Source organism: Armatimonadota bacterium (assembly GCA_035527535.1).
Taxonomy (GTDB): domain Bacteria; phylum Armatimonadota; class Hebobacteria.
On sequence record DATLAK010000177.1, the window covers coordinates 17,209 to 43,566 of the forward strand.

Annotated in this window: 18 protein-coding genes; 15 read left to right on the plus strand and 3 right to left on the minus strand. The window is 68.5% G+C overall.

The features are described 5' to 3' along the window. The first annotated feature begins 12 nt into the window (after positions 1–12). The 5 genes from VM221_12890 (at position 13) to VM221_12910 (ending at position 8,148) form a co-directional block, all read left to right on the plus strand. Positions 13–3,159, plus strand: a complete 3,147-nt coding sequence (locus VM221_12890) for an SEC-C metal-binding domain-containing protein (protein ID HUT75717.1) — start codon at positions 13–15, stop codon at positions 3,157–3,159. 56 nt (positions 3,160–3,215) lie between these two features. Continuing rightward, positions 3,216–4,350, plus strand: a protein-coding gene (gene prfB / locus VM221_12895; protein ID HUT75718.1) for a peptide chain release factor 2 whose coding sequence is annotated in 2 segments (ribosomal slippage) — positions 3,216–3,287 and positions 3,289–4,350 — 1,134 coding nt in all. Because the reading frame shifts where the segments join, the coding sequence is not laid out codon by codon here. Positions 4,351–4,366: 16 nt separating this feature from the next. Then, on the plus strand, positions 4,367–4,987 hold the full coding sequence (locus VM221_12900; protein ID HUT75719.1) for a 5'-nucleotidase: 621 nt from the start codon (positions 4,367–4,369) through the stop codon (positions 4,985–4,987). A 226-nt stretch (positions 4,988–5,213) separates the two neighbouring features. Then, on the plus strand, positions 5,214–7,316 hold the full coding sequence (locus VM221_12905; GenBank protein HUT75720.1) for a PDZ domain-containing protein: 2,103 nt from the start codon (positions 5,214–5,216) through the stop codon (positions 7,314–7,316). 40 nt (positions 7,317–7,356) lie between these two features. Beyond that, a complete protein-coding gene (locus VM221_12910; GenBank protein HUT75721.1) occupies positions 7,357–8,148 on the plus strand; it encodes a serine protease in 792 nt (263 codons plus the stop codon). 170 nt (positions 8,149–8,318) lie between these two features. On the opposite strand, the gene VM221_12915 is transcribed toward VM221_12910, so the two are convergent. Continuing rightward, on the minus strand, positions 8,319–9,356 hold the full coding sequence (locus VM221_12915) for an NrpR regulatory domain-containing protein (protein ID HUT75722.1): 1,038 nt from the start codon (positions 9,354–9,356) through the stop codon (positions 8,319–8,321). 456 nt (positions 9,357–9,812) lie between these two features. Here VM221_12915 and VM221_12920 point away from each other — a divergent pair, with 456 nt between their 5' ends. From VM221_12920 to guaA, 7 genes are all read left to right on the plus strand, one after another. Further along, positions 9,813–11,165: a heterodisulfide reductase-related iron-sulfur binding cluster gene (locus VM221_12920; protein HUT75723.1), complete on the plus strand. Its 1,353-nt coding sequence runs from the start codon at positions 9,813–9,815 to the stop codon at positions 11,163–11,165. Further along, the gene (locus VM221_12925) at positions 11,162–12,313 is read left to right on the plus strand and encodes a glutamine amidotransferase family protein (GenBank protein ID HUT75724.1); all 1,152 of its coding nucleotides are present in this window, start codon (positions 11,162–11,164) and stop codon (positions 12,311–12,313) included. Before VM221_12920 ends, VM221_12925 begins: the two co-directional genes overlap by 4 nt. Then, positions 12,306–13,907: a glutamate synthase-related protein gene (locus tag VM221_12930; protein ID HUT75725.1), complete on the plus strand. Its 1,602-nt coding sequence runs from the start codon at positions 12,306–12,308 to the stop codon at positions 13,905–13,907. The genes VM221_12925 and VM221_12930 overlap by 8 nt, the downstream gene beginning before the upstream one ends. 54 nt (positions 13,908–13,961) lie before the next feature. Next, positions 13,962–14,699 carry a hypothetical protein gene (locus tag VM221_12935; protein HUT75726.1) on the plus strand — a complete coding sequence of 246 codons (738 nt, stop codon included), beginning with the start codon at positions 13,962–13,964 and terminating at the stop codon, positions 14,697–14,699. 66 nt (positions 14,700–14,765) lie between these two features. Beyond that, complete coding sequence (gene purF, locus VM221_12940) at positions 14,766–16,265, plus strand: amidophosphoribosyltransferase (protein HUT75727.1); 1,500 nt, start codon at positions 14,766–14,768, stop codon at positions 16,263–16,265. 3 nt (positions 16,266–16,268) lie between these two features. Next, positions 16,269–16,967 (plus strand): response regulator transcription factor, encoded by a 699-nt coding sequence (locus tag VM221_12945; GenBank protein HUT75728.1) that lies wholly within the window; start codon positions 16,269–16,271, stop codon positions 16,965–16,967. A 296-nt stretch (positions 16,968–17,263) separates the two neighbouring features. Beyond that, positions 17,264–18,838, plus strand: a complete 1,575-nt coding sequence (gene guaA, locus VM221_12950; protein HUT75729.1) for a glutamine-hydrolyzing GMP synthase — start codon at positions 17,264–17,266, stop codon at positions 18,836–18,838. A gap of 69 nt (positions 18,839–18,907) precedes the next feature. Here the strand turns inward: guaA and VM221_12955 are convergent, their stop codons facing one another. Continuing rightward, complete coding sequence (locus VM221_12955) at positions 18,908–20,191, minus strand: neutral/alkaline non-lysosomal ceramidase N-terminal domain-containing protein (GenBank protein HUT75730.1); 1,284 nt, start codon at positions 20,189–20,191, stop codon at positions 18,908–18,910. Then, positions 20,188–22,851, minus strand: a complete 2,664-nt coding sequence (locus VM221_12960; protein HUT75731.1) for a heparinase II/III family protein — start codon at positions 22,849–22,851, stop codon at positions 20,188–20,190. Before VM221_12960 ends, VM221_12955 begins: the two co-directional genes overlap by 4 nt. Positions 22,852–23,156: 305 nt before the next feature. On the opposite strand from VM221_12960, the gene VM221_12965 reads away from it, so the two are divergent. From VM221_12965 to VM221_12975, 3 genes are all read left to right on the plus strand, one after another. Beyond that, positions 23,157–24,389 (plus strand): ammonium transporter, encoded by a 1,233-nt coding sequence (locus VM221_12965; protein ID HUT75732.1) that lies wholly within the window; start codon positions 23,157–23,159, stop codon positions 24,387–24,389. 23 nt (positions 24,390–24,412) lie between these two features. Beyond that, positions 24,413–24,751 (plus strand): P-II family nitrogen regulator, encoded by a 339-nt coding sequence (locus VM221_12970; protein ID HUT75733.1) that lies wholly within the window; start codon positions 24,413–24,415, stop codon positions 24,749–24,751. A gap of 200 nt (positions 24,752–24,951) precedes the next feature. Beyond that, a complete protein-coding gene (locus tag VM221_12975) occupies positions 24,952–26,253 on the plus strand; it encodes a glutamine synthetase family protein (GenBank protein HUT75734.1) in 1,302 nt (433 codons plus the stop codon). The last annotated feature ends 105 nt before the right edge of the window (positions 26,254–26,358 follow it).

Below are 26,358 nucleotides of genomic sequence, written 5' to 3' on the forward strand. Positions count from 1 at the left end.
TGAGGGCGCGGGATGTTATCGGTCATCACCAAGTTCTTCGACATCACGCGGCGCGACCTGCGGCGCATGTGGCCGATGGCGCGGCGGATCACCGAGCTGGAGCCGCAGATGCAGCGGCTCGGCGACGGCGATCTACGCGCCAAGACCGACGAATTCCGCCGGCGCCTGGCGGACGGCGAGACGCCGGACGACGTGCTGATCGAGGCGTTTGCGGTGGTGCGCGAAGCGGCGGTGCGCACGCTGGGGATGCGTCACTTCGACGTCCAGCTCATCGGCGGCATGGTGCTGCACGAGGGCAAGATCGCCGAGATGAAGACGGGGGAGGGCAAGACCCTGGTGGCGACGCTGCCCATCTACCTCAACGCGCTCAGCGGAAAGGGCGTGCACCTCGCCACCCACAACGACTACCTGGCCAAGCGCGACCGTGAGTGGATGGGCCCGGTGTACGAGTTCCTGGGGCTGAGCGTGGGGCTCATCCAGCACGAGATGCCCGGCGACCTGCGCAAAGAAGCCTACCAGCGCGACGTCACCTACGGCACCAACACCGAGTTCGGTTTCGACTACCTGCGCGATAACATGCGCGACCAGATCGAGCAACTGGTTCAGCGCGGCCACCATTACGCCATCGTGGACGAGGTTGACAGCCTGCTGATTGACAACGCCCGCGTGCCGCTGATCCTGTCGGGCCCCGGGCAGCAGCCGACGGTCCTCTACAAGCGCGTTGACGGCATCGTGCGCCGCCTCGCGCGCGAGCAGGACTACATGGTGGACGAGAAGTCGAAGAGCGCCACCCTCACCGACCAGGGGATGGCGAAGGTGGAGGGGCTGCTCAATATCCGGAACTTGTCGGACCCCGAAAACCTCGAGCTCTTCCAGCACGTCAACGCCGCGCTGCGCGCCCACGCCTGCTACAAGGGGGACATTGACTATGTGGTGCGGGAGGGCCAGGTCATCCTGGTGGATGAGTTCACCGGACACCTGATGTTCGGCCGCCGCTACGCCGAGGGCCTGCACCAGGCGATCGAGGCCAAGGAAGGCGTGAAGATCGAGCGCGAGAGCCAGACGCTGGCCACCGTCAGCATCCAGAACTACTTCCGCATGTACGACAAGCTCGCGGGCATGACCGGCACCGCCAAGACCGAGGAGCAGGAGTTCGTCAAGATCTACGGCCTGCCGGTGGTGGTCATCCCCACCAACCAGCCGATGATCCGCGTTGACAACCACGACGTGGTGCACAAGACGGAGGAGGCCAAGCTCCGGGGCATCACGGGGGAGATCCTGCAGCTCCACAGCCGCCGCCAGCCGGTGTTGGTGGGCACGCGCTCGATCGAGGTGTCGGAGCGGCTGGGCGCGCGCCTGAGCCCCGAAAACCTGCAGTTGTTCGCGCGCCTGATGCTGCTCCACGACCGCCTGTTGGAGGCGCCCAAGCTGAACGAGGCGCAGAGCCGGGAGCTGCGCGGGTTCCTAAGCGAGCGGCTGCAGGGGGTGGAGCGCGAGCGCAAGCGACTCGAGGAGGCGATGACCCTGTTCGAGATCAACCCGGCGCGCCCGACGCCCCCGGAGGAGATGCGCCAGATCGAGCACCGCCTGAAGCGGGTCGCGCACGTCGAGAACGCGATCATCAGCGCCCTGGCCAAGCTCGAGGAGGAGCGGGACCTGGGCGGGGAGATGCGCCGCATCGCCGATCTCATCGCCTACGAGAAGCTGGACGAGGTACGGGTGGCGCGGCTGCCGGCGCTGTGCCAGGCGTTCGGGATCGCCCCCGATGTCTGCGAAGAAGACAACGTGCGCGCCCTGGCTGGCATCATCGGCCTCGACGGTCACACCTATGATCTGCGCGCGGTGCTCCAGCAGGGCATCCCGCACCAGGTGCTCAACGCCAAGCACCACGCATCCGAGGCGCAGATCATCGCCGAGGCTGGACGCTCCGGCACCGTCACCATCGCCACCAACATGGCCGGCCGCGGCGTGGACATTTTGCTCGGCGGCAACGCTGAGCACCTGGCGCGCGATTTGCTGCGGGAGCGCGGCTTCGACGACGACGGGGCGGAGGGTGGCGAAGAGAGCCCGATCCCCGATGATGCGCGCCGCGATGCTTCCGCGGAGGCCGCGCGCGTTTTTGCAGAGGACCGGCAGCGAGTGCTGGAGCTGGGGGGGCTGCACATCCTGGGCACCGAGCGCCACGAGAGCCGGCGCATTGACAACCAGTTGCGGGGGCGTTCCGGGCGCCAGGGTGATCCCGGTTCGTCGCGTTTCTACGTCTCGCTCGAAGACGAGCTGATGCGACTGTTCGCGCCCGAGCGCCTCGATTTTCTGCTCGGCGGCTGGGAGGAATGCCAACCCCTCGAATACGGCATCGTCAGCCGCACCATCGAGAACGCCCAGCACAAGGTGGAGCTCCATAACTTCTCCATGCGCCAGCACTTGCTGCAGTACGATGACGTCAAGAACCTCCAGCGCGAGGTCATCTATGGCCAACGGCGCAAGGTGCTGGAGGGCGCCGACCTGCGCGAGAGCATCCTCGCCTCTCTGGGCCGGGTGCTGGAGGCGCGCCTCCGCGAATACGCCAACCCGGAGGTCCATCCCGAGGAGTGGGAGCTGGATAAGCTTTACCAGGCGCTCTATGAGATCTTCCCCATTCACCTGTTCATGCGCCCCGAGGAGCTGCGCGACCTCCCTCCCGCCGACCTCCAGGAGCACCTCCAGGAACTGGCGGCCCAAGCGTACCGCAACCGCGAGCTGGAGCTCACGCCCGAGGTGATGCGGGAGCTGGAGCGCATGATCACGCAGCGCGTGATTGACGCCAAGTGGGTGGACCACCTGGACGCGATGGAGTTCCTGGAGGAGGGCATCGGGCTGCGCGGATACGCGGGGGTGGACCCGCTGGTCGCCTTTCGCAAGGAGGCCTACGACCAGTGGGAGCTGCTGCAGGCTTCGATGCAGGAAGAGATCGTCAAGCTCATGTTCCGCGTGCAGGTGGCGCGCGAGCAGCAGCGGCCGCAGCCATCACCGTTCGCGGAGGTCTATGCCAGCCACGGCGGCGACGACGAGCCGGAGCCGCAGCAGCCGGCGCGCCGCGACAGCAAGAAGGTCGGGCGCAATGACCCCTGCCCCTGCGGCAGCGGCAAGAAGTATAAGAAGTGCTGCCTCAACAGCTAGCGAAGCTAGGGATGCAGGTCGGCGAGATGACGCCGCCCGCACGAGGAGATGCGAACATGACCACGCAAGCAGTGGCTGAATCCGCCCGCGAGCTGCTGGAGCGCGTCGAGGAACTGCGAGACCGTCTTTGACTTGGCCCGGCGACGGGCCGAGCTAGCCCAGCTTGAGCAGCGCAGCGCCGCCCCCGACCTGTGGGGCGACCCGGAGCAGGCGCAGCAGTTGCTGGCGGACATCGCCCGACGCAAGCAGGAGATCGCGCCGTGGGACGACCTGGCGCGGCAGGCGCAGGACGCGCAGGCGCTAGCCGAGCTGGCCGTGGAGGAGAACGACGCCGCGACCGCGACCGAGGCCGCGCAGATGCTGGCGCAACTACGCCGGCGCCTGCGCGAGATGGAGATCACGGCGCTGCTGGCGGGGGAATATGACCGCAGCAACGCCATCCTCTCCATCAACGCCGGCGCCGGCGGCACCGAGGCGTGCGACTGGGTGGACATGCTCGTGCGCATGTACCTACGCTGGGCCGAGAATCGCGGCTACGCCACCGAGGTCATAGACCGCACGCCCGGCGAGTCCGCGGGCAGCCGCAGCATCACCGCCATCATCGCCGGCGCTTACGCTTATGGCTACCTGAAGTCGGAGCGCGGAGTACACCGCCTGGTGCGGCGCTCCCCCTTCGACGCCGCGCATCGCCGCCACACCTCGTTCGCGTCGGTGGACGTCATCCCCGAGGTCGAGCCCGAGGAGCAGGTCGAGATCAACCCCGACGACCTGCGCGTTGACACCTACCGCGCCAGCAGCGCCGGCGGGCAGCACGTCAATAAGACCGACTCCGCGGTGCGCATCACCCACTTGCCCACCGGCATCGTCGTGCAGTGCCAGAACGAGCGTTCGCAGCACAAGAATCGCGCGCTGGCGCTGAAGGTGCTCAAGGCGCGCCTGCTCGAGCGCCAGATCCAGGAGCAGGAGCGCAAGCTGGCGGAGATGCGCGGGGTGCCGGCCGATATCGCCTGGGGCAACCAGATTCGCTCCTACGTGCTGCAGCCGTATGTCATGGTTAAGGACCATCGCACCGGGTATGAAACGGGTAATGCAGAGGCGGTGCTGGAGGGTGACATTGATGACGTCATCAGTGCCTATCTGGAGTACAAGGCCGGCGGGCGCAGCCCGCAAGCGGCGCCGGACCCCGGCTAGCGCGATCGCGGCCGTCGTGCTGTGCGCGGCTCAAGCCGCCGCGCTGGCGGCGCCCGGGGGGCGCTTGGCGGTTGCGCTCGACGGTTCGCGCAACGCGCTGGCGGAGACCAATCTCGGCGACCTCGCGGCCGACGCGCTGCGCGCCGCCGCCGATGCTGATTGCGCCCTCATCCAGGCGAGCGCCCTGCAAGCGGCGGCCCTGCCGGCGGGCCCCCTGACGGATGACACGATCCGCTCCGTGTTCGTATTCCCGCAGGACACCGTCACCGTGCTGCAGCTCGACGCGGCTCGCGTCACCGGGGCGCTGGAGCGCTCGCTGAGCATCCTCCCCCTGCCCAACAAGGGCTTCCTGCAAGTCTCCGGGCTGCGCGTGCGTTTCGATCCGGGCCGCGCCCCCGGCGCGCGCGTCCTGAGCGCCAACCTCGCAGCCGCGAACGCCCCGCTCGACAGGGCTAAGGTCTATCGCGTCGCCGTGCCCGAATCCCTGGCCAAGGGTGCGCTCGGTTACTTCCGCGTGTTCAACTCCGCGCCTCGCGAGCGCAGCGACGTCACCCTCGTGCAGGCGCTGGGCCGGTATGCCGGGGCCCAGGGCAAGGTATCGCCGCGGGTCGAGGGGCGATTGCAGGCGGTGCAGTAGCCGCCGCGCGGTGGCCGCTGCCACCCGACAACCCTGCTCCGCCGAAGGAGCTCCGGCTACGAAGGCCGCAAGCGCGGGCCGAGGTCCCGGCTGGAGCAGATCCCCTCCGTTTGCTTGCGACGCGACCCCCCGCGCGCTCGCGGGTGAAGGGCCGAGACGGTCCCTCGTCGAACGTGAGCGCACACCGAGAACGCGCTTGGCCCTGCGCGCGAAAGGATGGTGGGCGATGCTCTGGGCGAAGGGCGGGTACGGCGCCTACCGGCGGCTGTGGTCGGGTGCGGTGGTCGTGCTGCTCGCGTTGATCGGCGCGGGAGCGAGCGCGGCGGCCGCCGCCGCAGAGGCCGCAGCCGGCAGCGCATCGGCGGCGGACCAGCTTGAGGCGGTGCAGGCGGCGATCGCCGCCGTGCGACCCGCGCTGGTGAAGATTGACGTCGTCGCTGCGCAATATGCGGACGGGCGGGAGAAGAAGTCCGAAGGCACGGGCAGCGGCATCATCATCACCCCCGAGGGTCACGTCGTCACCAATCACCACGTCGTCGGCAACGCCAAGCGCATCGTCTGCACCCTCGCTGACCGCCGCGAGATCGAGGCCGAGTTGGTGGGCACCGACCCCCTGTCCGATATCGCGGTCATCAAGCTCAGGCCCGACACTGCGGCCACCTTCGCGACCGCCGTGTTCGGCGACTCCTCGCGCTTGAAGCCCGGCGACCAGGTGCTGGCGATGGGCAGTCCGCTCGCGTTCTCGCAGTCGGTGACGATGGGCATTGTCGCCAACCGCCAACTGGTAATGCCGCGCGATGACTACTGGTCGCGCGTCACCCTCGAGGGGGAGGACGTCGGCTCCATCATCTGCTGGATCGCCCACGACGCCGACATCTATGGCGGCAACTCCGGGGGGCCGCTGGTCAACCTCGAGGGCGAGATCGTCGGCATCAACGAGCTGCGCATGGGGCTCGGCGCCGCTATTCCCTCCAACCTCGCCCGCGAAGTCGCGGCCGAGATCATCGCCCGCGGCGAGGTGACGCGCTCGTGGCTGGGGCTGGAGGTGCAGCCGCGGCTCAAGGGGCAGAGCGCGCAGCCGGGGGTGCTGGTGAGCGGCACCATCCCCGGCTCGCCCGCGGACCAGGGAGGCATGCGGCCCGGCGATCTGCTGGTGCGGCTCGCCGGCGATGACGTCAACGTGCAGTTCCGCGAGGAGCTGGTGGCGTTCAACCGACTGGTCTATGGGCTGCCGGTGGGCGCGCCGGCGGAGGCGGTGATCGTGCGCGACGGCCGGCAGATCACCCTGCGCCTGCGCACCGAGAAGTGGGAGCGAGTCGAGCCCCAGGAGCGCGAATTCAAGCAATGGGGCCTGTGCGCGCGCAACCTGTCGCTGATGGCGGTCAAGGAGATGGTGCTGGAGAGCCGTGACGGGGTGCTGGTGACCAGCGTGCAACCGGGCGGGCCGTGCGACGCGGCGCGCCCCGCGGTCGCGAGCAAGGACGTGGTGGTGCGTGTGGGCGACACGCCGATCAGGAACCTCGACGACCTGGAGCAAGTCACCCGCCGCATCACCGCGAACGCCGAGCGGCCGGTGGCGACGCTGGTCGCCTTCGTGCGCGGCCCGGAGCACTACCTGACGGTGGTGAAGGTGGGCGCGCGACGGCTCGAGGATCCGAGCCGGGAGGTACGCAAGGCGTGGCTGCCGGCGGCGTTCCAGGTGCTGACCCGCGACCTCGCCCAGGCGCTGGGCATTCCGGGGCGCACGGGGGTGCTGGTGACCCAGGTGTACCCCGAGACCACGGCGCAGGCGGCCGGGCTGCAGGCGGGAGACGTCATCGTGGCTCTCAACCGCGAGCGGGTCTCGGCCGCGGAGCCGCAGGATCTGGAGGTGCTGCCGGCCATGGTGCGTCAACTGCCCATCGGCAGCACTGCCGAACTGACCGTCCTGCGCGGCGGGGAGGAGCGCACCATCCCGGTGGAGCTCGTTGCCTCGCCCCCGCTTGCGCGCGAGATGAAGCGCTATCGCGACGACAACTTCGAGTTCACCGTGCGCGATCTCATCTTCTTCGATCGCGCGCAGCAGCGCTGGGCGCAGGACCAGCAGGGAGTGGTGGTGCAGGAAGTAGGGCAAGGGGGGTGGGCGTCGCTGGGGAATCTGATGTCGGGCGATCTGATTGTCGCGGTGGACGGGGCGCCGGTGGCCGACGTGGCGGCGATGGAGGAAGCGATGATCAACATCGCGCGGCGCCGTCCGGAGCACGTGGTGGCGCAGGTGCGCCGTGGCATCCACTATCTGTATGTCGAGATGCGGCCGGCGTGGGGCGGTTCCCGGCCGGCATCCGAGTAGGGCTTCCCGCAGCCAAGCGGGAGCCCCGGAGGTAACGACGATGAGCGACGAGTACCGCGGCGCCGGGCGAGTGGTCGCCTGGGTGGCGCTGCTGGCGTGGGTGCTGCTGGCGTGCCCCGTGCAGGCGGACGACGTGGCGGCACAGGGGCGCCAGGTTGTGGACCGGTGGCAAGGCGCGGTCGTCACCGTGCGCCTGGTGCTCAAGCTGACCATGTCCATGGCCGGCTCCGAGGGGGAGCAAGAGGAGAGCAAGGCCGATGCCACGGGCACGGTGATTGATCCCAGCGGGCTGACCGTGGTATCCCTGTCGGAGCTGGATCCGGCCGCCTCGTATAACCGCATGATGCGGCAGCGGGGCCCCGGGGAGCCGTCCTTCAACGTCGAGAGCCAGATCACCGACGCCAAGCTGCGCCTGGCCGACGGCACCGAGGTGGCGGCCAAGGTCGTGCTGCGAGATAACGACCTCGACCTCGCGTTCCTACGGCCGGTGGAAAAGCTGCCCCAGCCGGTGGCGGCGATTGACCTGTCGCAGTCCACGGCGCCGCGCTTGCTGGACCAGGTGGTGACCATCAACCGCTTGGGCAACGCCGCCGACTGGGCGATCGCGCCGCGCATAGATCGCATCCAGGCGCTGATTGCCAAGCCGCGCCTCACCTACGTCCCCCAGGACGCCGACAAACTCGGCGCCCCCGCTTTCTCCCTCGACGGCAAGGTCGTGGGGGTGACGGTGGTGCGCTTGTCCGCGGTCAGCGCCACCGACGACGTGGACGCGGTGGCGGTCATCATGCCCGCGGCGGACATCCTCGAGGTCGCCAAACAGGCGGGGGAGTGACGCAGAAGGCAGTTCACGGCCGGGCCCGGCGAGGACGGTAGAGCACCGACGAGCAACCGCCGATGAGGGCCGACCGTAGGGACGGTTCGCGAACCGTCCCTACGGTTTCTCCGTCCGTAATCTCCGTCAACCTCTCTGCGCTCTCCGCAGTTTCGGCGGTTGGTCCCGGTTTACAGGTCGCGGACGGAGGTGAGGTCGGCGATGTCGGCAAGGCCGGTCATCGCCTTGTTGGCGGTAGCGATGCCGGCTTCCTCGACGGCGGCGACGGGGGTGAGGCCGCCGACGACGGCGATGCCCACGCGCTCGACGCCCACCTGCACGCCGAGCAGGGGCTGTCCCGGCTTGCCCACCGCCAGCACGCCGCCGAACCCGCGCGCGGCGAAGTCCGCGAGCACCCGCTCCAGATCCGCCAGCGACACCGCCGGCACCTCGCGGAAGCTGGCCAAGAGCTTGCCCGCTCCGGTGGCCGCCGCCTGGCGGATGCTGGTGCGCTTGCTGGCGATGAAGATCTCGGCAGGGTCGAGCGTGGACTCGTGGTAGCCGACGAGGTCGGTGAAGCGGTAGGGCCGACCGTCGCGCACCTCCAGCAGCCCGCCGTAGCGGGCCTCGACCGGGATGCGGTGCCGCAGCAGGACGCCGTTCAGGGTCACGCTGCAGACGGTGGCGAAGCCGATGCTGCCCGCCGGCACCCGCAGCTCACCCAGGGCATCCCCCTCCCGCGCCACCGACACCAGGTCGCCCATGCAGTAGCCCGCCGCAAAGACCTCGCGCATGACCTCCAGGCACTCGGGAAAACGCGGGGCCGGCAAGAGGCTGGCATTGATGATGATCTGGCCGCGGCCGGTTTTCAGATCGAAGGTGGTGCGATAGGCCAGCGCGTCCACCTTGGAGATGACGAAGCCCAGCTTGTCGGAGACCATGCCGCTTTGGAGCTCGTCGAGCCCCTTGTCAGTGATGACGCGGCCGCGCTCGCCCAGGTTGCGGGTGAGCCCACGCTCGTCCATAATGCGCATGTGATAGCGCACCGCGCGCTCGCTGAGCTCGATGCCCATGCCCTTGAGCTTGTCGGCGATGATCCGCGCGCCCACCGGGGCGGGACCGTTGGCGATGACGCGCAGGATCGCCATCATCTTGCGGTCCGCGCCGGGGCGCGAAGGGGTCCGCGCCGCGGAGCCGGTTTCGCCTGTGTTCAGCACATCTTCCGTCATGATTGCGATCAGGGCGGCAAGTCTTGCCGGGTGTCTTTCGCGGGTAGTCGGTCCTCTGCCAGCGAATGCTACCCCTTCGCGTGAGGATTGTCAAGTGCCCCGATTCCGCCTCGCTCAATGCCACCAACGCGACAAGACCCGAGGTGTAGGGGGTATGACCGCTTTTCGTTGGTGGAGTTGACCGGAGAGGTGGCGCCGTGCATCCCACGTGGAGCACAGGTGCCCTCGCCTGTGTCATCTGGCGACCCGACGAAGCGGGTCGCCCACACGGCCGGGGCGGCCATGCTCCATGGGTTGATCCTCATCCCAACTTCTCGCGGTCACACCCCAGGTGTAAGATTGGCCTTGACATGGTATAACCTCCATGCTATCATGTCGGCAAGCACCTACCGTCTGCCGCATGAGCACGCGGAAGGACCAGGCCGACATCCCCACCTCGGGGGCTGGGAGGCGACATTGGCGCGATACGGATATTTCTGGGGCTGCTACGTCCAGGGGCGCATGCCCCACATCGAGAAGTCCACCCGCGCGGTGATGGCGTGCCTGGGCATCGAATGCGCCGACCTCGACGGCCTGACCTGCTGCCCCGAGAAGACCATGATCGCCAACCTGGATCATCGGGCGTGGCTGACGACGGCGGCGCGCAACCTGACGGTCGCCGAGGACGCCGGCGTGGACTTTATCACCCCTTGCCCCGGCTGCTTCGGCACCCTCAAGGGAGCGGCGGCGGAGCTCGATGGCAACCCCGCCCGCCGCGACGAGGTCAATCGTCAGCTTCAGCGCGTCGGCAGGCGCTATCGCGCCCAGGCGCGCGTGTCGCACTTTTTGGAAATCTTGCACCGCGACATCGGCCTGGCGGGGCTGCGCGCGCGCGTGACACATCCGCTCGACGGCACGCGCATCGCCGTCCATTACGGCTGCCACCTGCTCAAGCCCAGCGCCGACCTCGCCTTCGATGACCCCGACCGGCCGCGCAAGTTCGATGAGCTGGTGGAGGCGCTGGGCGCCATCTCCCTCCCCTACGAGACCAAGTTCTCGTGCTGCGGCGGCCTGTTGTCGCGCGTCGAGGACGAGGAGACGGGGCGGGCGATGGCGCGCCTCAAGTTGCGCGAGCTCACGGAGCTGGGCGCGGACGCCATCTGCCTCGCCTGCCCGTCGTGCATGATGCAGTACGACATGACGCAGTTTCTGCTCCAGCGCCGGGGCGAGGCGCTCCAGGTGCCGGTGCTCTACTACAGCGAGCTGCTGGGGCTGGCCCTGGGTCTGGAAGCGGAGGAGCTGGGGCTGTCCGCGCACCGCACCGACGTCGCGCCGTTCCTGGAGCAGTGGCGCGCTCGCCAGCGGGCGATCGAGGGGGTCAAGCGGCACTGGGACTACGGCCTCCTGCGCAAGTGCGCCGAGTGCGGGGCGTGCATGTCCGACTGCCAGGTGGCGCGCGCGGACCCCGGGTTCGACCCCAACCGCATCATCCGCGAGCTGGCCGCCGGGCATGTGGAGCAGGTGCTGCGGGACGGCGAGTTCTGGCGCTGCGTCGAGTGCTACACCTGCCGCGAGGAGTGCTTCCAGGGCTACAGCATGTTGGACATCCTGCGCGTCGCCAAGCACCTGTCGCTGGCGCAGGGACGGGCACCCGCCGGCACCGCGGAGGGGGTGGCGGCCTTTCGCCGGCAGGCGCGCCTGATCGAGGCCGGAGCGGCCTCGCGCAAGCGCCTGGGGCTGCCCCCGGTGCGCGAGTCTGGCGGCGACGAGCTGGCACACGTGCTGGGCGGCGGCGCCCAGCCCCCGCCGCCCCAGGAGGATTCGAAATGAACGGTCGCCCGACATTTGATCGCGGGGTGCGCAACATCTCCGGCTGCGGGTTGAGCGGCATGATGAGCTTGACCGGCCAACGGGTGGACGGGCGCGCCATCCGCGAGTCCATCGCCTTGCTTCACGACCGCGCCAACGGCTTGGGCGGGGGCTTCGCCGCCTACGGCATCTACCCCGAGTTCCCCGACCATTACGCCCTGCACATGATGTACTACTCGGGGGCGGCCAAGGACGCGACCGAGCGCGAGCTCGACCACGGCTTCGACGTCGCGCGTGATGAGCGCATCCCAACGCGGCTGGTGCCGACGGTCAATGACCCGCCCCTGCTGTGGCGCTATTTCGTCACCCCCCGGGGCGAAGCGGTCGCCCAGGCCCAGGCCGAATCGGAGGACGATTTCGTGCTGCGCCAGGTCATGCGCATCAACGCCGAGATCGCCGACGCCTACGTCTTTTCCAGCGGCAAGAACATGGGCGCGTTCAAGGGCGTGGGGCATGCCGAGGACCTCGCGGATTTCTACCGCATAGAGGAGTACGCGGCCTATATCTGGGTCGCCCACGGCCGCTTTCCGACCAATACGCCGGGCTGGTGGGCGGGCGCGCACCCGTTCACGCTGCTCGACTGGTCGGTGGTGCACAACGGCGAGATCTCGTCCTACGGCATCAACAAGCGCTACCTGGAGATGTTCGGCTATCGCTGCACCATGCGCACCGACACCGAGGTCATGGCCTACCTGCTCGACCTGCTGGTGCGCCGCCACGGGCTGCCGGTCGAGATCGCGTGCAAAGTCATCTCGCCGCCTTTTTGGCAGAGCATAGACCGCATGCCGCCCGCGCCCCGCAACCTCTATCGCACCCTGCGCCAGGTCTATGCCAGCGCGCTGGTCAACGGCCCCTTCGCCATCATCTTCGCCCATCGCGAGGCCATGGTGGGGGTCAACGATCGCATCAAGCTGCGTCCCATGGTGGCCGCGCGCAAGGACGATTTCCTCTACCTCGCGAGCGAGGAGGCGGCGGTGCGCGTGCTCTGCCCCCACCCCGACCTGGTGTGGTCGCCGCGGGCGGGGGAGCCGGTGATCGGTCGCCTGGGGCAGGATACGGTGGTCGGGGCGCCGGGGTCGGCGCCGCCGCAGGAGGTGGCTCATGCCTAGCCTGGATCTGGATACCCGCGAGGCGCTGGAGGGCGGCGAGGTCGAACTGACGCTCGAGCCGCCCGCGGCCAAGGCGGAGGTGCTTCCCCTCTACTCGCCGCCGGAGTTCCTGTGGCGCAATGACAACGACCGCTGCCGGCGCTGCCGGCGCTGTATCATGCAGTGCGGGTGGAAGGCGCTGACGTGGCAGGACCGGGTGGTGCCGGACCACGGCAAGTGCGTGGGCTGCCACCGCTGCGAGGCGATGTGCCCGGAGAAGTGCATCGAGGTGCGCGCCAACCCGCAGCACTTCAAGCCCCACGGCCTGTGGTCGGTGGCGCATCGCAAGCAGGTGTGGAAGCAGGCCGACACCGGCGGCGTGCTGCTGACCGGCATGGGCAACGACGCCCCCTACCAGGTCATCTTCGACCACCTGGTGCTCGACGCATGCCAGGTCACCAACCCCTCGATTGATCCGCTGCGCGAGCCGATGGAGCTGCGCACCTACCTCGGCGCCAAGCCGGAGCGGGTGGAGATCGAGGTCGGCGCCAACGGCGGGCGGTCCGCCAAGACGCGCCTCGAACCCAACCTCGAGCTGACCACGCCCATCATCTTCTCGCCCATGTCGTATGGCTCCATCAGCCTCAACGCGCAGAAGGCGCTCGCGATGGCGGCGGCGGAGTGCGGCATCGCCTGGAACACCGGCGAGGGCGGCCTGCACGAGGACCTGCGCCCCTATGCCGACCGCGCCATCGTCCAGTGCGCCTCGGGGCGCTTCGGGGTGCACGCGGGCTACCTCAACGCGGGGGCGGCGGTGGAGATCAAGATCGGCCAGGGCGCCAAGCCCGGCATCGGCGGCCACTTGCCGGGGGAGAAGGTGTCGCTGGAGGTGTCGGAGACGCGCATGATCCCGGTTGGCTCCGACGCGCTCTCGCCCGCCCCCCAGCACGACATCTACTCCATCGAGGACCTGCGCCAGCTTATCTACGCGATCAAGGAGGCGACGCGCTACGCCAAGCCGGTGTGCGTCAAGATCGCGGCGGTGCACAACGTGGCGGCCATTGCCAGCGGCATCGTCCGGGCGGGTGCGGACCTGGTCTATCTCGACGGCTTCCGCGGCGGCACCGGCGCCGCGCCGACGGTCATCCGCGACCACCTGGGCATCCCCATCGAGATCGCGGTCGCGGTGGTGGACCAGCGGCTGCGCGAGGAAGGCATTCGCCACCAGGCCTCGATCATCGCCGCCGGCGGCATCCGCTCCAGCGCCGACCTGGCCAAGGCCATCGCCCTGGGCGCGGACGCGGTCGCCATTGGCACCGCCGCCCTGCTGTCGCTGGGCTGCACCCTGTGCCAGAAGTGCTACACCGGCCGCTGCTCGTGGGGCATCTGCACCCAGGACCCGGAGCTGACGCGACGCCTTGATCCCCTGGTCGGATCGCGCCGCGTCGCCAACCTCATCCGCGCCTGGAGCGCCGAGCTGGAGGAGATCCTGGGCGCGCTCGGCCTCAACGCGGTGGAGAGCCTGCGCGGCAGCAAAGAGCGGCTGCGCGGCCTCGACCTCGACCAGACGACCCTCGACGTGCTCGGGGTCAAGCCGGCTGGCGTGGGCGCGTAAAGGGGCAGGTGAGCGGTGAGGGGCGAGAGGCGACGCAGGGAGCATCACCAACCCATGACCATTGACGCACAGGGTTTGCACTACCGCGAGCTCAACCAGCGAATCCGCGAGGCGCTGGCGGGCGGCGAGACCGAGATCGAGTTGACCAACGTCAACGGCCAGCGCTACATCGCCGACGGTGTCACCGGCCAGGCGCGCATCAGCATCCGTGGGGTGCCGGGCAATGACCTCGGGGCCTTCATGGACGGGCCGACGGTGATCGTGCACGGCAACGCGCAGGACGCGGTGGGCAACACCATGAACGCGGGCAAGATCGTCGTCCACGGCGACGCGGGGGACGTGCTGGGCTATGGCATGCGCGGGGGCAAGATCTTCGTTCGCGGGGACGTCGGCTATCGCGTCGGCATCCACATGAAGGCCTACCGCAACCAGGCGCCGGTGCTCATCGCCGGCGGCTCCGCGGCCGATTTCCTGGGGGAATACATGGCCGGCGGCATGCTGGTGGTGCTGGGGCTCAACGGGGGCGGGGGGCAGTCGCCGGTGGGCGACTATTGCGCTACCGGGTTGCACGGAGGTATCCTATACGTGAGTGGCGAAGTGGACCCGTCGAGGGTCGCCACCAATCACGTCACCATCCGTGCGGCCGGCGAGGACGACCTGTGGGCGCTGCGCCCGCACCTGGAGGAGTTCTGCGCCGAGTTTGGGTTCGACGCGGAGCAGGTCGCAGGGCGGCCGTTGGTCAAGCTCGTGCCGTTCTCGCATCGGCCCTACGGGGGGAAATACGCGGCCTGATCGGGAGGCCTTATGCGCGTGAGCCCTTTGGCTGGGCGCCGGCGAAGACTATCCTGCCCCTGGCGAATGCGCTCCACGGCAGGGGCGGGGCATGGCGCGCTGCTGCGGTCCGACGGCGCAGGGCGCCTGGGCGAATGCCGTGAGGAATGCGCGGTCTTCGGCATTCACGCGCCGGGCGAGGACGTCGCCCGGCTCACTTATTTCGGACTGTTCGCGCTCCAGCACCGCGGCCAGGAGAGCGCCGGCATCGCCATCGCCGACGGCGAGCGCATTCAGGCCCATAGCGACATGGGGCTGGTGCAGCAGGTCTTCGACGAGGAGCTGCTGCAGTCGCTCCAGGGCGACACCGCCATCGGCCACACCCGCTACTCCACCACCGGCTCCAGCCACCACCGCAACGCGCAGCCCGTGGTCATTCCCACCGGCGCCGGTACCATCGCCCTCGCCCACAACGGCAATCTGGTTAACTCCGCGCAGCTCCGCCACGACCTCTTCGATGATGGACCGACATCGGCGTCCACCACCGACAGCAGCATCATGGCGCGCCTGGTGGCACAGCGCCTGGAGCAGCGCGGCGATCTCGAGGCCGCCATCGCCGACGCCAGCCGCCGCTGGCAGGGCGCCTACTCCGTCGCCTGTATGACCGCGAACCGCCTGGTCGCCACGCGCGACCCGAGCGGCATCCGCCCACTGTGCATTGGCACCCTCAACAGCCGCGGCCATGTCGTGGCCTCCGAGACCTGCGGCCTCAACGTCGTGGGGGCGGAGTTCCTGCGCGAGATCGAGCCGGGGGAGATGGTGGTGATGGACGCCCACGGGCTGCGGTCGGTGCGTCTGGCGCCGGCGACCCGACCCGCGATGTGCGTCTTCGAGTTCATCTACTTCGCGCGCCCCGACAGCCACATCTACGGCATGCTGCTGCACGAGGCGCGGCGCCGCATGGGGCACCGCTTGGCCGCGGAGCACCCGGTGGAGGCGGACCTGGTGATCCCGGTGCCGGACACCGGCTGGCCGGCGGCGATCGGGTTCGCCGAGGCCTCGGGCATCCCCTTCGGGCAGGCGCTGATCAAGAACCGTTACATCGCGCGCACCTTCATCCAGCCCGACCAGCGTCAGCGCGAGCTGGGGGTGCGGCTCAAGCTCACCGTCATGCGCGAGGTGGTGGCGGGCAAGCGGGTGGTGGTGGTGGACGATTCCATCGTCCGCGGCACCACCAAGCGCGAGCTGGTGTCCCTCATCCGCCGCGCGGGGGCGAGCGAGATTCACGTCCGCATCGCCGCCCCGCCCTACCGCTACCCCTGTTTCTACGGGGTTGACACCAGCGACCGCAGCGAGCTGCTCGCCGCGCGCCTGGAGGCGGTTGACGACATCCGCCGGGTGATCGGGGCCGACACCCTCGGCTACCAGACCGTGGAGGGGCTGTTGGATGCGATCGGCCTGCCGCGCGAGCGGTTCTGCCTGGCGTGCTTCAACGGGGATTACCCCATCGCGGTGCCGGACGAGGTCCGGGCCCGCAAGTTTGCGCTGGAGACCGAGCCGGCGACCGAACCCGTGCCGCGGAGTTAAGCCATGGCGCCCCCGTCCCCTCGCGTGCTGGTGATAAGCGCGGATCCGGCGCCCGCGGGGCAACTCCATGACCAGGTGGTCCGCCTCGGCGGCGAGGTCAGCCACCTGCACCCCGGCGAATTCGAGAGCCGGGTGTCGGAGCTGCGCCCACCCCACGTGGTGATCCTGGATGCGCGCGAGGCGACGGTTGATCTCAAGCGGTTGTGCGCGCTGATTCGGGGCCGCCCGCGGCTGCGGGAGGCGGCGGTGCTGGCGGTGGTGCCGGAGCCGCAGCTCGCGGGCCTCGACACGAGCGCGCTCGATGATTTCGTCGCCGCGCCCTACCCCGAGGGGGAGCTGCGGGCGCGTCTGAGCCGTCTGTTCGCGCGGGTTGACGAGGCGCCGTCCGCCAGCGCCGTGCGCATGGGTGAGCTGGTGCTCGATCCTGAGACCTACGACGTCACGGTCGGCGGCGCGCGGGTTGATCTAACCCTCAAGGAGTACCATCTGCTCAAGCATCTGGTGACCCACTCGGGGCGCGTTTTCACCCGCGACCAATTGCTCGACCGCGTCTGGGGTTACGATTACGTCGGCGGCACGCGCACGGTGGATGTGCATATCCGCCGCCTCCGCGCCAAGCTCGGCGATGTGGGCGAGACCAGCATTGACACCGTGCGGGGTGTGGGATATGCTTTCCGTCCCCCGCGGGGGGAGGGAGTCTAACCAGAGACCACAGGGGACACACAGAGAACGGATGAATCAACCACCCTTCGGCTTCGCTCAGGGCAGGCTCCGACACGAAGACACCAGGGGAACATGGTGGGGCCCCGACCTTCGGGGCCAAGCCGATGTATGTGTTGGCCGGCGAGACGCCGGCCCTACCCGGCTGTTCTTCCTTGTGTCTTTGTGCGGCTAGGCCAGGGGCCGCCGTGGCGGTCAGCATTGCTGACCTAGCCATCTTGGTGGTTCAATGTTCCCTTCTCTGTGTCCTCTGTGACCTCTGTGGTTGAAGGACGCAAGTGACCTGCGATCATGACGAGTTGGTGGTAGTACTGGACTTCGGGGCGCAGTATGCGCAGCTCATCGCGCGGCGCATCCGCGAGTGCCGCGTTTACAGCGAGATCGTCCCCTGCGACCGGTCGGCGGCGGACATTCTCGCCCTGCGGCCCGCGGGCATCGTGCTCTCGGGCGGACCGGCGAGCGTCTATGCGGAGGGCTCGCCGCGCTGCGACCCCGCGTTGTGGCACGCCGGCATCCCCATGCTCGGCATCTGCTACGGCATGCAGTTGATGGCCAAGGAGCTCGGCGGCGAGGTCGCGCCCACCCAGATCCGCGAGTACGGTCGCACCGAGCTGCGCGTCGAGTCCGACGCCGATCTCCTGCGCGGCCTCGGCGACAGCATCACCGCTTGGATGAGCCACGGCGACGCCGTGCTGCGGCCGCCCGCGGGCTTCCACGTCGCCGCCCGCACGTCGCAGACCGCAGTCGGCGCAGCGACCGCAGTCGGCGCACCGACCATCGCCGCCATCGCCGACCCGGCGCGCCGCCTGTTCGGGGTGCAGTTTCACCCCGAGGTCGTGCACACGCCGCGCGGCATGGATATCTTTCGCAACTTCCTCTACCAGCAGTGCGGCTGTCACGGCCGCTGGACCCCCGCCTCGATCATCGAGGAGTCGTGCCGCGCCATCCGCGAGCAAGCGGGCGAGAGCCGCGTGCTGTGTGGGCTGAGCGGGGGGGTAGATTCATCGGTGCTCGCCGCGCTGGGATATCGGGCTATCGGCGACCGACTGGTATGCGTGTTCGTGGATCACGGTTTGCTGCGCGCAGGGGAAGGCGAACAGGTGCGCGAGACGTTTACGCGGCACTTCCCGGTGGACCTGCATTACGTCGAGGCCCAGGAGCGCTTCCTCACCGCGCTCGCCGGCGTCACTGACCCGGAGCAAAAGCGCATCATCATCGGGCGCGAGTTCATCGCCGTGTTCGAGGAGGAGGCGCGCAAGCACGGCGACATCCGCTTGCTGGCCCAAGGGACGCTCTACCCCGATGTCATCGAAAGCGGCACCGGATCGGCGGCCGTCATCAAGTCCCACCATAATGTCGGGGGCTTGCCGGAGAAGATGGGCATGAAGCTGGTGGAGCCGCTGCGCAATCTGTTCAAGGACGAGGTGCGCGCGGTCGGCCACGAGCTGGGCCTGCCCGATGAGATCGTCTGGCGCCAGCCCTTTCCCGGCCCGGGGCTGGCGGTGCGCATCCTGGGCGAGATCACCCGGGAACGCCTGGAGACCTCGCGCCAGGTGGACAAGATCATCATTGACGAGATCACCCGCGCCGGGCTCTACCGCAAGCTGTTTCAAGCATTCGGCGTGCTGGCGCCCATTCGCAGCGTCGGGGTCATGGGCGACCAGCGCACCTACGGCGAGACCGCCATCGTGCGCGCGGTTGCCGGCGACGACGCGATGACCGCCGACTGGGCCGACCTGCCGCACGAGGTGCTGGCCGCCATCGCCAACCGCATCGTCAACGAAGTCGCGGGCATCACCCGCGTGGTTTACGACATCACCTCCAAACCCCCCGCGACGATCGAGTGGGAGTAGGGCGGAACTCACCGCGGAAAACGCTGAGGGCGCAGAGGAATCGTAGGGGCGGTTCGTGAACCGCCCGTTTTATTTACCTTCCTCTCCGCGTTCTCCGCGTCCCGCCAGTTGCAGCACCTGCGCGATGATAAGGTCTTCCGCTTCCGGCCGCAGCGGTGCGGGCATGAGCGTGTAGAAGTAGTTCCCGTTCACCTCGTAGCCGCCCTCGGGGAAACGGTGCCTGGGCATCACGTAGTCCGTCAGCACCGACGGGCCGGCGTAGGCCGCGACCATCAGCGGGCGCCCCGCCAGCAGGTGCTTGATGCGCAGGCCGATCTCCACCCCGATCTCGCCGCTGAGCGCCACCAGGGCGAAGTCGCCGATGCCCAGCACCTGCGCCATCGCCCGACAGGTGCGCGGGAATTCGCCGCTGCCATCCATCGTCTCCAGCATTCGCCGCGCCCATGCCGCGCGCCAGGGATTGGGGTCGCGCATGCCGGCCTCGGCCTGCGCTCGTGTCGGCGGATCCGCCAGCGGCAGCTCGAAATCCGAGCGCCGGGTCCACACGGGGCCGGCGACGGGGCGCATGGGGGACTCCATAACCGCGCCCACCGCATCGGCCAGAGCGCGGCCGAATCCCTGCGCCCGCTCCACCGGGCCGTATTCGAAGCGCCCGTCCGCCCCGATACTGCGCGGCTTGACGTCCGCGGCACAGCCCTGCACGAACATGGCCTGGAGGGCGGGATGCCGCTGCTCGATCAGGGCCTGTGCGAAGCCGGCGTAGTCGCCGCCGATGAGATTACCGGCATAGGTGCTCGGGTGACAGGCATAATCGAAGACCACAGCGTCGCCGGCGCGGAGCACGTCTACGGTGGGATCGGTGGGGCCGTGCGGGTTGGGGGCGGTGATGGCGCCGGCGAGCGTCGGCAGGCGACGGTTGATGCCGATGTCCGCGCGGCCGATCCCAAATGAAGCCTCGGCCTGCTGCATATCGGCAGCGGCGCGCGCGCCCGCGGAAACGATGCGGCTCACCACCGCGGCCGCATATTCCCGATCGAAATCGGGGTACAGCGGCCACTCGCGCTCATTGATGGCGGGGCCGGAATGGGTATGCGACGCCGTGAGCACGATCTGGTGCGGCTCCAGCCCGACGGCCTCGCACAGACCCCGTTCGATGCGTCCCTGGTTGACGTCATCGAAAAACAGCAGATCGCTCGTAATCAGCACCGCGCGCGGCGCGCCGTCGCCGAGGGCGAGCGCCTTGACGAAAATATCCTGATAAGCACCCTCGCAGGGGCGGTCGCGCGCGGCGAATCCCGCCATCCACAGCCGGCGGTCGGGGGTGATGCATTCGCGCGCGAAGCCCACTCTCATCTGGCGAAGCGCTCCTCCCGCATCAGGTTTACGGCCAGCCAGCTCTTCCCTTTGACCTCCCGCTGCGGATAACTGGTGATGCGGGTGAGGTCCTGGGCCGCATCATACTCGAATCCACTGTACGCCACGCAGAGCTTGATCCGGCGCGGCCCCACCCGCTCGGCGCGCGCGATGCGATAGGCCTGACTCGTGCGGTCACTATGATGGACGATGGCCCAGTGTCCCGCCAGCCGCTCCACCGGGAAGGCCTCGTATTCAACCTCGATGGATTCGGGCGAAGCAGCCACCACCGTCGCCTCCAAGAGCCCGTGGTCATCGGTAGGGGCAAGGCATGCCTTGCCCCTACGCTCGCCCCAGGAGAACGCGCCCGCCCCTGCCGTCTGGGCCGCCACTTCGTCGCGCGAGCGGCGCATGACGCCATATCGCCCGGCGAAGGTCACCCGGCCCTCAGGCGTATTGCAGGTTAACGCCCGCTCCGCCCTCGTGCAAGTGGCGATGAGATAGACCTGGTCGCCGCACTCCACCCGGACAAGCGCGGTCTCGTCATCGTGGGTCACCAGCTCGACCTGCGACACCAGGGCTTGCTGCTTCGCGCCAAGCGCCGGATCGTATACCGCCACGAACAGCGATCGCCCGTCGCGCGGCTGGCGACGGACCATCAGGAAGGGACGCGTGTACCTGTTGAGCTCGGCCTCGTTCTCACGCGCCTGCCGGACTGACGGATTCCGGCCGTGGAATACCTCCGTGCCGGGCGCGCCCACGACGATGACGCGGCAGCCGGCGCCATCGGGGTACGCGAAGTCGGCTTGCCAGGTTTCGGACGTTTGCCCGCAGCGCAGGTTGGTCAGGAAGCCGTAGAGCAACTCGGGCTTCGCCAGCAGGCCGAAGTCGGTCCCGCCCTTAGGCCAGGCAAATGCCTCCCCTCGCGTCAGGCTTTCCGCCGGCTCGGTGGGTACGCTGATGCGCAGCGACTGCTCCTCATCCGCGCTGCCGTGGAGGAACCAGTCGTGAGTCGCGCCCCCCGTGACGCGGAAGATGTCCACCACGAAGGGCAGTCCGCCCGGGCGATTCACCAGCGCCACCAGCCGCCGATAGACGGAAGAGCCCGGGTAAGCCGCCGCGGCCTCCGCCTCCACCACCGATGACAGGCTGCCCGCCGCGAACAGCCGCAGGTTGCCTTCAACGCCCCGGTATTCCTGGTTGCGCTGGTCCACCACCAGCGTGTTGTGGCTGGCGGTCGCCGTGGTCCAGACGCGGGCGCGGGTCCACGTGTAGCCGAGGTCGGACAGCATCTCCCGGCCCCGCGCCCACAGCAGCAGCGACAGGCTATCGGCGTGCGAATGCCCGTGGCCGGTCGAGTACTGCAAATGCGCCTGCACCTGGGCGGTTCCCTCGCCGGTGCCGAGGATGGCATGTCCGGCAGCGGGCAGCAGCTCCGGCTGGGAGTGTGCCAGCGGCTCGCCCTTGTCATACCACCAACTGTCGTGAATCGGCGCGTAGCGGCCATCCGGCAGCCGGGTGATCTGCAGCGCCGCCTGCGCCCGGGCGAACTGCGGGAACCACTGGTCCGGATCCAGCGCATCGAAACGCCGCCCATCGGTGGGCCATAGGTATCCCGGCGGATCGGAGTAGCCTCGCGCAGCCGCCATCACCTGCTCGAGCAGTTGAACAGTCTGAATGTGATAGGAGGGCGTGCCCTCTTTCCAGAAGCCGTCGTAGAGGAATCGCTCGTGCAGCAGCCGCTCGGCGCGCGCCATGGCGTCGTGAACGTAGTCCGGCTCGCCGACGACCCGTCCCGCCTGGATCATCCCCGTCCACACTAGGGGCGACATGTTGTCCAGCAGCTCCGGGTTTTGGCGCACCCATTCCACCGACCCGCGGAAGAGGTCGCGCTCGATGCGCGCGCGCATGTCGTCGGTGATCGCCGGGCTGTCGGCGATGAGGTCGTAAGCCAGGATCAGCTTGCCCGGGATGTCGCCGTAAGCCCACCAGTAGTAGCGCGCCGCGCGGTAGGGCTCCACCGGATATGGCGGCTTCACCTCCCGCCCGAAGAAGCGCTTGTTAGCGAACGGATAGTCGAACTTGGGTACATAGCCGGGAACGACCACGGCGTACTGGTCAACCAAGGCCGCCGCCGCGCGCGCGAAGCGCTCGTCGTGGGTCGTGTCATAGACCTGGGCCAGCTTCAGCGCAATGCCGTCGTAGTAGTGGATCTGCTCGTACCACTTGCGCGCCTCGAAGTAGAAGTGCCGGCCGTCGCTGCTCCGGTGGTATGGGTAAACGTGGGTCTCGCCCCGCGAGTTCTCGACGCGCACCTCCCCCGTCGCTGGGTAATCGGGCGAGGGGTACACGTGGCCGCAGAACTGGCAGCGCACGCGGTCGGGATCCTGCGGCGACCATACGATGTTGTTCTCTTCCGCACCGGCGGCGCAGTTGGGGCAGCCGCAGAAACGGACGCCCGACTGGCGCGGCACCAGCGACCGCAGCTCCTCCGGCGGCATCTGCACATACCGCTCAAGCTGTGCCGCCATGACGGCGGCCGGCTGCGCTGCGATTCCGGCGGGATATACCGGATGCCGCACCTCGTGGGCGCCCGCCGTGTTTGCGCTCAACAGCAGCGCCCCGGCAAGGAGCAAGCCGGCATCGAGACTGATAGTCAAGCGTGTCCTCCCGGCAGCGCTCCCGGCGAGGCCACATCGCGCTTGCGCGGCCGCCTCAACCCACGCTGCCGGGTATCCGGATTCGGTGGGCGAGGCCTCCGCCCCTGCGCCGCCGTCGCGTGGGAATGGTAGGGTGTTGCCCCGGTCCCGTTTCTTCTCTGCGTCCCCCGCACCTCCGCGGTGAATCCCCTCCCCGAACTTCACGCCGATTTCACGGTCACGAAACATGCCTGAAACAAAGAACCGGTATGATTGCGAGGTCGGCTCGGCGATTCCGCGCCGGAGATCGAAGGGAGGTGATCGGGGTGACGGGCCAGGTCAGCGCCGGGGATACGGCGTTCGTGCTTGCCGGCGCGGGGCTGGTGATGTTCATGACGCCGGGGCTGGCGCTGTTCTACGGCGGCATGGTGCGCACCAAGAACGTCCTGGGCACCATCATGCAGAGCTTCTTCATCGTGGCGCTGGTGTCGGTGCTGTGGGCGGTGGTGGGTTACAGCCTGGCGTTCGGCCCCGATCGCGGCCACCTTATCGGCAGCCTCGCCTGGGCCGGCCTGCGCGGCGTCGGGCAGGAGCCCAATCCCGACTACGCCGCCACCATTCCGCATCTCGCGTTCATGATCTTCCAGGGCATGTTCGCGGTGATCACGCCCGCGCTGATCACCGGGGCCTTCGCCGAGCGCGTGCGCTTCCCGTCGTTCGTGGTTTTCACCGCGCTGTGGAGCCTGGTGGTATATGCGCCGGTCGCCCACTGGGTGTGGGGCGTCGGCGGGTGGATTCGCAATCTCGGCGGGCTCGATTTCGCGGGGGGCACGGTGGTGCACATCAGCTCGGGGGCGGCGGCGCTGGCGGCGGTACTGGTGGTCGGCCGGCGCCGCGGCTACGGCGAGGCCGTGTTCACCTCGCACAACCTGCCGCTGACCATTCTCGGCGCGGGCATTCTGTGGTTCGGGTGGTTCGGGTTCAACGCGGCGAGCGCGCTGGCCGCCAACGGCCTGGCGTGCAGCGCCTTCGTGGTGACGAACCTGGCGGCGTCGGCGGCGGCGATCTCGTGGGCGGCGGCGGAGTGGGCGCATCACGGCAAGCCGAGCACCCTGGGCGCAGCGTCGGGGGCGGTGGCAGGACTGGTGGCCATTACTCCGGCGTCGGGGTTCGTGGCGCCCATGGCGGCGCTGGCCATCGGGGCGCTGGCAGGGCTGGCGTGCTATGGAGCGGTGCAGGCGAAATGGCGCGCGGGCTATGACGATTCGCTTGACGTCGTGGGCATCCACGGCGCGGGCGGCATCCTCGGCGCGCTGGCCACGGGCATCTTCGCCTCCAAGCTGATCAACCCGGCAGGCGCCAACGGTGTCGTCTTCGGCAACCCCAAGCTGCTTGCCACGCAGGCGCTGGCGGTTGCCGCAACGGTGGGCTACTCGTTCATGGTGAGCCTGATTCTGCTGAAGGCGGTGGAGGCGACCTTGGGGCTGCGGGTGCGCGAGGAGCACGAAGAGGCCGGCCTCGACCTGTCCCAGCACAGCGAAGCCGCCTACGGATTCTAGCCAGGCGGGAGGGGCCAGGGGCGATGAAGAAGATTGAGGCGATCATCCGCCCGGAGTGCGTCGAGCGCGTGCGGCGGGCATTGGAGGAATTGAGCTATCCCGGGCTCACCCTGAGCGAGGTAAAGGGCCACGGCAAGCAGAAAGGACTACGCCAGCAGTGGCGCGGCAAGGAGTACGTGGTCGAGCTGCCGCCCAAGGTCAAGCTCGAGATTGCAGCCTCGGAGGAAGATGTGCCGGGCCTGGTGCGGGCGATTGTAGCCAACGCTCGCACCGGCGAGGCGGGCGACGGGAAGGTATTCGTCATTCCCCTGGATGACGCCGTGCGCGTGCGCACCGGTGAGGGCGGGGGTGACGCGGTGTAGGCGCTTACCCCTCTCCCTTCCAGAGCTTGCCCTGAGCCCAGTCGAAGGGGAGAGGGTCTGGGTGAGGGTGACATTCGAGGTCATGCACCCTCTCCTTGGTCCTCTCCCTCAGAGGGAGAGGAGTTAGCCCGGATTTCATGAGCCCAACCAATAGGAGGTGTGCAAGGGTGGAGAAGAAAGACAAAGAGTACGTGTTGAAGATGGCCAAGGAGCACGATGTCAAGTTCGTCCGGCTGTGGTTCACGGATATCCTGGGGTTCCTCAAGAGCTTCGCGATCACGGTGGAGGAGCTGGAGACCGCGCTCGAGGAGGGCATGGGGTTCGACGGCTCCTCGATCGAGGGCTTCGCCCGCATTGATGAGAGCGACATGGTGGCGAAACCCGATCCCACCACCTTTACCCTGCTGCCGTGGCGGCCCAAGGAGCACCGCGCGGTGGCGAAGATGTTCTGCGACATCATCGAGCCCGATGGCTCGCCCCATCAGGGCGACCCGCGCTGGGCGCTCAAGCGCGTGCTCAAGCGAGCGCAGGAGATGGGCTACACCTATTACGTCGGGCCCGAGCTGGAGTACTTCTACTTCCGCTCGGCCAAGGGGCGGCCCGAGGTCTTGGACGAGGGCGGCTACTTCGACCTGACGCCGCTGGATGTGGCGCACGACCTGCGCCGCGACACGGTGCTGACGCTGGAGGACATGGGCATCGGCGTCGAGTACAGCCACCACGAGGTTGCCCCCAGCCAGCACGAGATTGACATGCGCTATACCGACGCGTTGACGATGGCCGACAGCGTCATGACCTACCGGCTGGTGGTGAAGGAGATCGCGCTGCAGAACGGCATCTACGCGACCTTCATGCCCAAGCCCATCTACGGCGAGAACGGCAGCGGTATGCATACCCACATGTCGCTGTTCAAGGGCGACAAGAACGCCTTCTTCGATGCCAACGCCCAGTACCACCTGTCTCCGCTCGGCAAGCAGTTCATCGCGGGACTGCTGCGGCATTCGCGGGAGATCTGCTCGGTGGTGGCGCAGTGGGTGAACTCGTACAAGCGGCTGGTGCCGGGGTACGAGGCGCCGGTCTACGTCTCGTGGGGTCGACGGAACCGCTCGGCGCTGGTCCGGGTGCCGATGTACAAGCCCGGCAAGGAGAAGGCGACGAGGGCGGAGTTCCGCTGTCCCGACCCGGCGTGCAACCCCTACCTGGCGTTCACGGTGATGCTCGCCGCCGGGCTCAGGGGCATCGCGGAGGAATATGAGCTCCCCGACGCCGTCGAGGAGGACATCTTCCACATGAGTGCGGAGGAGCGTGAGCGACGCGGGATCGCATCGCTTCCGGGAAGCCTGGACGAGGCGATCGCGGAGACGGAGAAGAGCATGCTCGTGCGGGAGGCGCTCGGGGACCACATCTTCGAGAAGTTCATCGCGAACAAGAAGATCGAGTGGGAGGCCTACCGCTCGCACGTGAGCGGGTTCGAGCTGGATCGGTATCTTGCGATCCTGTGAGGACGTATGGGTCTCAAGGGAGTTCCGGAGACGCCCGTCGGGCGTCTCCGGCGGTTTCGGGGCGGGCGGGAGGCAGGGAGACGAGGGTGAGAGGGTCGGGAAGGA

What these genes read in the sequence shown, in the direction of transcription:
- purF (HUT75727.1), top strand. Translation starts at nt 14,766, where the DNA reads ATGCGCTCCACGGCAGGGGCGGGGCATGGCGCGCTGCTGCGGTCCGAC.
- VM221_12930 (HUT75725.1), top strand. Translation starts at nt 12,306, where the DNA reads ATGCCTAGCCTGGATCTGGATACCCGCGAGGCGCTGGAGGGCGGCGAG.
- VM221_12955 (HUT75730.1), bottom strand. Translation starts at nt 20,191, where the DNA reads ATGAGAGTGGGCTTCGCGCGCGAATGCATCACCCCCGACCGCCGGCTG.
- VM221_12935 (HUT75726.1), top strand. Translation starts at nt 13,962, where the DNA reads ATGACCATTGACGCACAGGGTTTGCACTACCGCGAGCTCAACCAGCGA.
- VM221_12890 (HUT75717.1), top strand. Translation starts at nt 13, where the DNA reads ATGTTATCGGTCATCACCAAGTTCTTCGACATCACGCGGCGCGACCTG.
- VM221_12970 (HUT75733.1), top strand. Translation starts at nt 24,413, where the DNA reads ATGAAGAAGATTGAGGCGATCATCCGCCCGGAGTGCGTCGAGCGCGTG.
- VM221_12915 (HUT75722.1), bottom strand. Translation starts at nt 9,356, where the DNA reads ATGACGGAAGATGTGCTGAACACAGGCGAAACCGGCTCCGCGGCGCGG.
- VM221_12975 (HUT75734.1), top strand. Translation starts at nt 24,952, where the DNA reads ATGGCCAAGGAGCACGATGTCAAGTTCGTCCGGCTGTGGTTCACGGAT.
- VM221_12945 (HUT75728.1), top strand. Translation starts at nt 16,269, where the DNA reads ATGGCGCCCCCGTCCCCTCGCGTGCTGGTGATAAGCGCGGATCCGGCG.
- VM221_12925 (HUT75724.1), top strand. Translation starts at nt 11,162, where the DNA reads ATGAACGGTCGCCCGACATTTGATCGCGGGGTGCGCAACATCTCCGGC.
- VM221_12910 (HUT75721.1), top strand. Translation starts at nt 7,357, where the DNA reads ATGAGCGACGAGTACCGCGGCGCCGGGCGAGTGGTCGCCTGGGTGGCG.
- VM221_12905 (HUT75720.1), top strand. Translation starts at nt 5,214, where the DNA reads ATGCTCTGGGCGAAGGGCGGGTACGGCGCCTACCGGCGGCTGTGGTCG.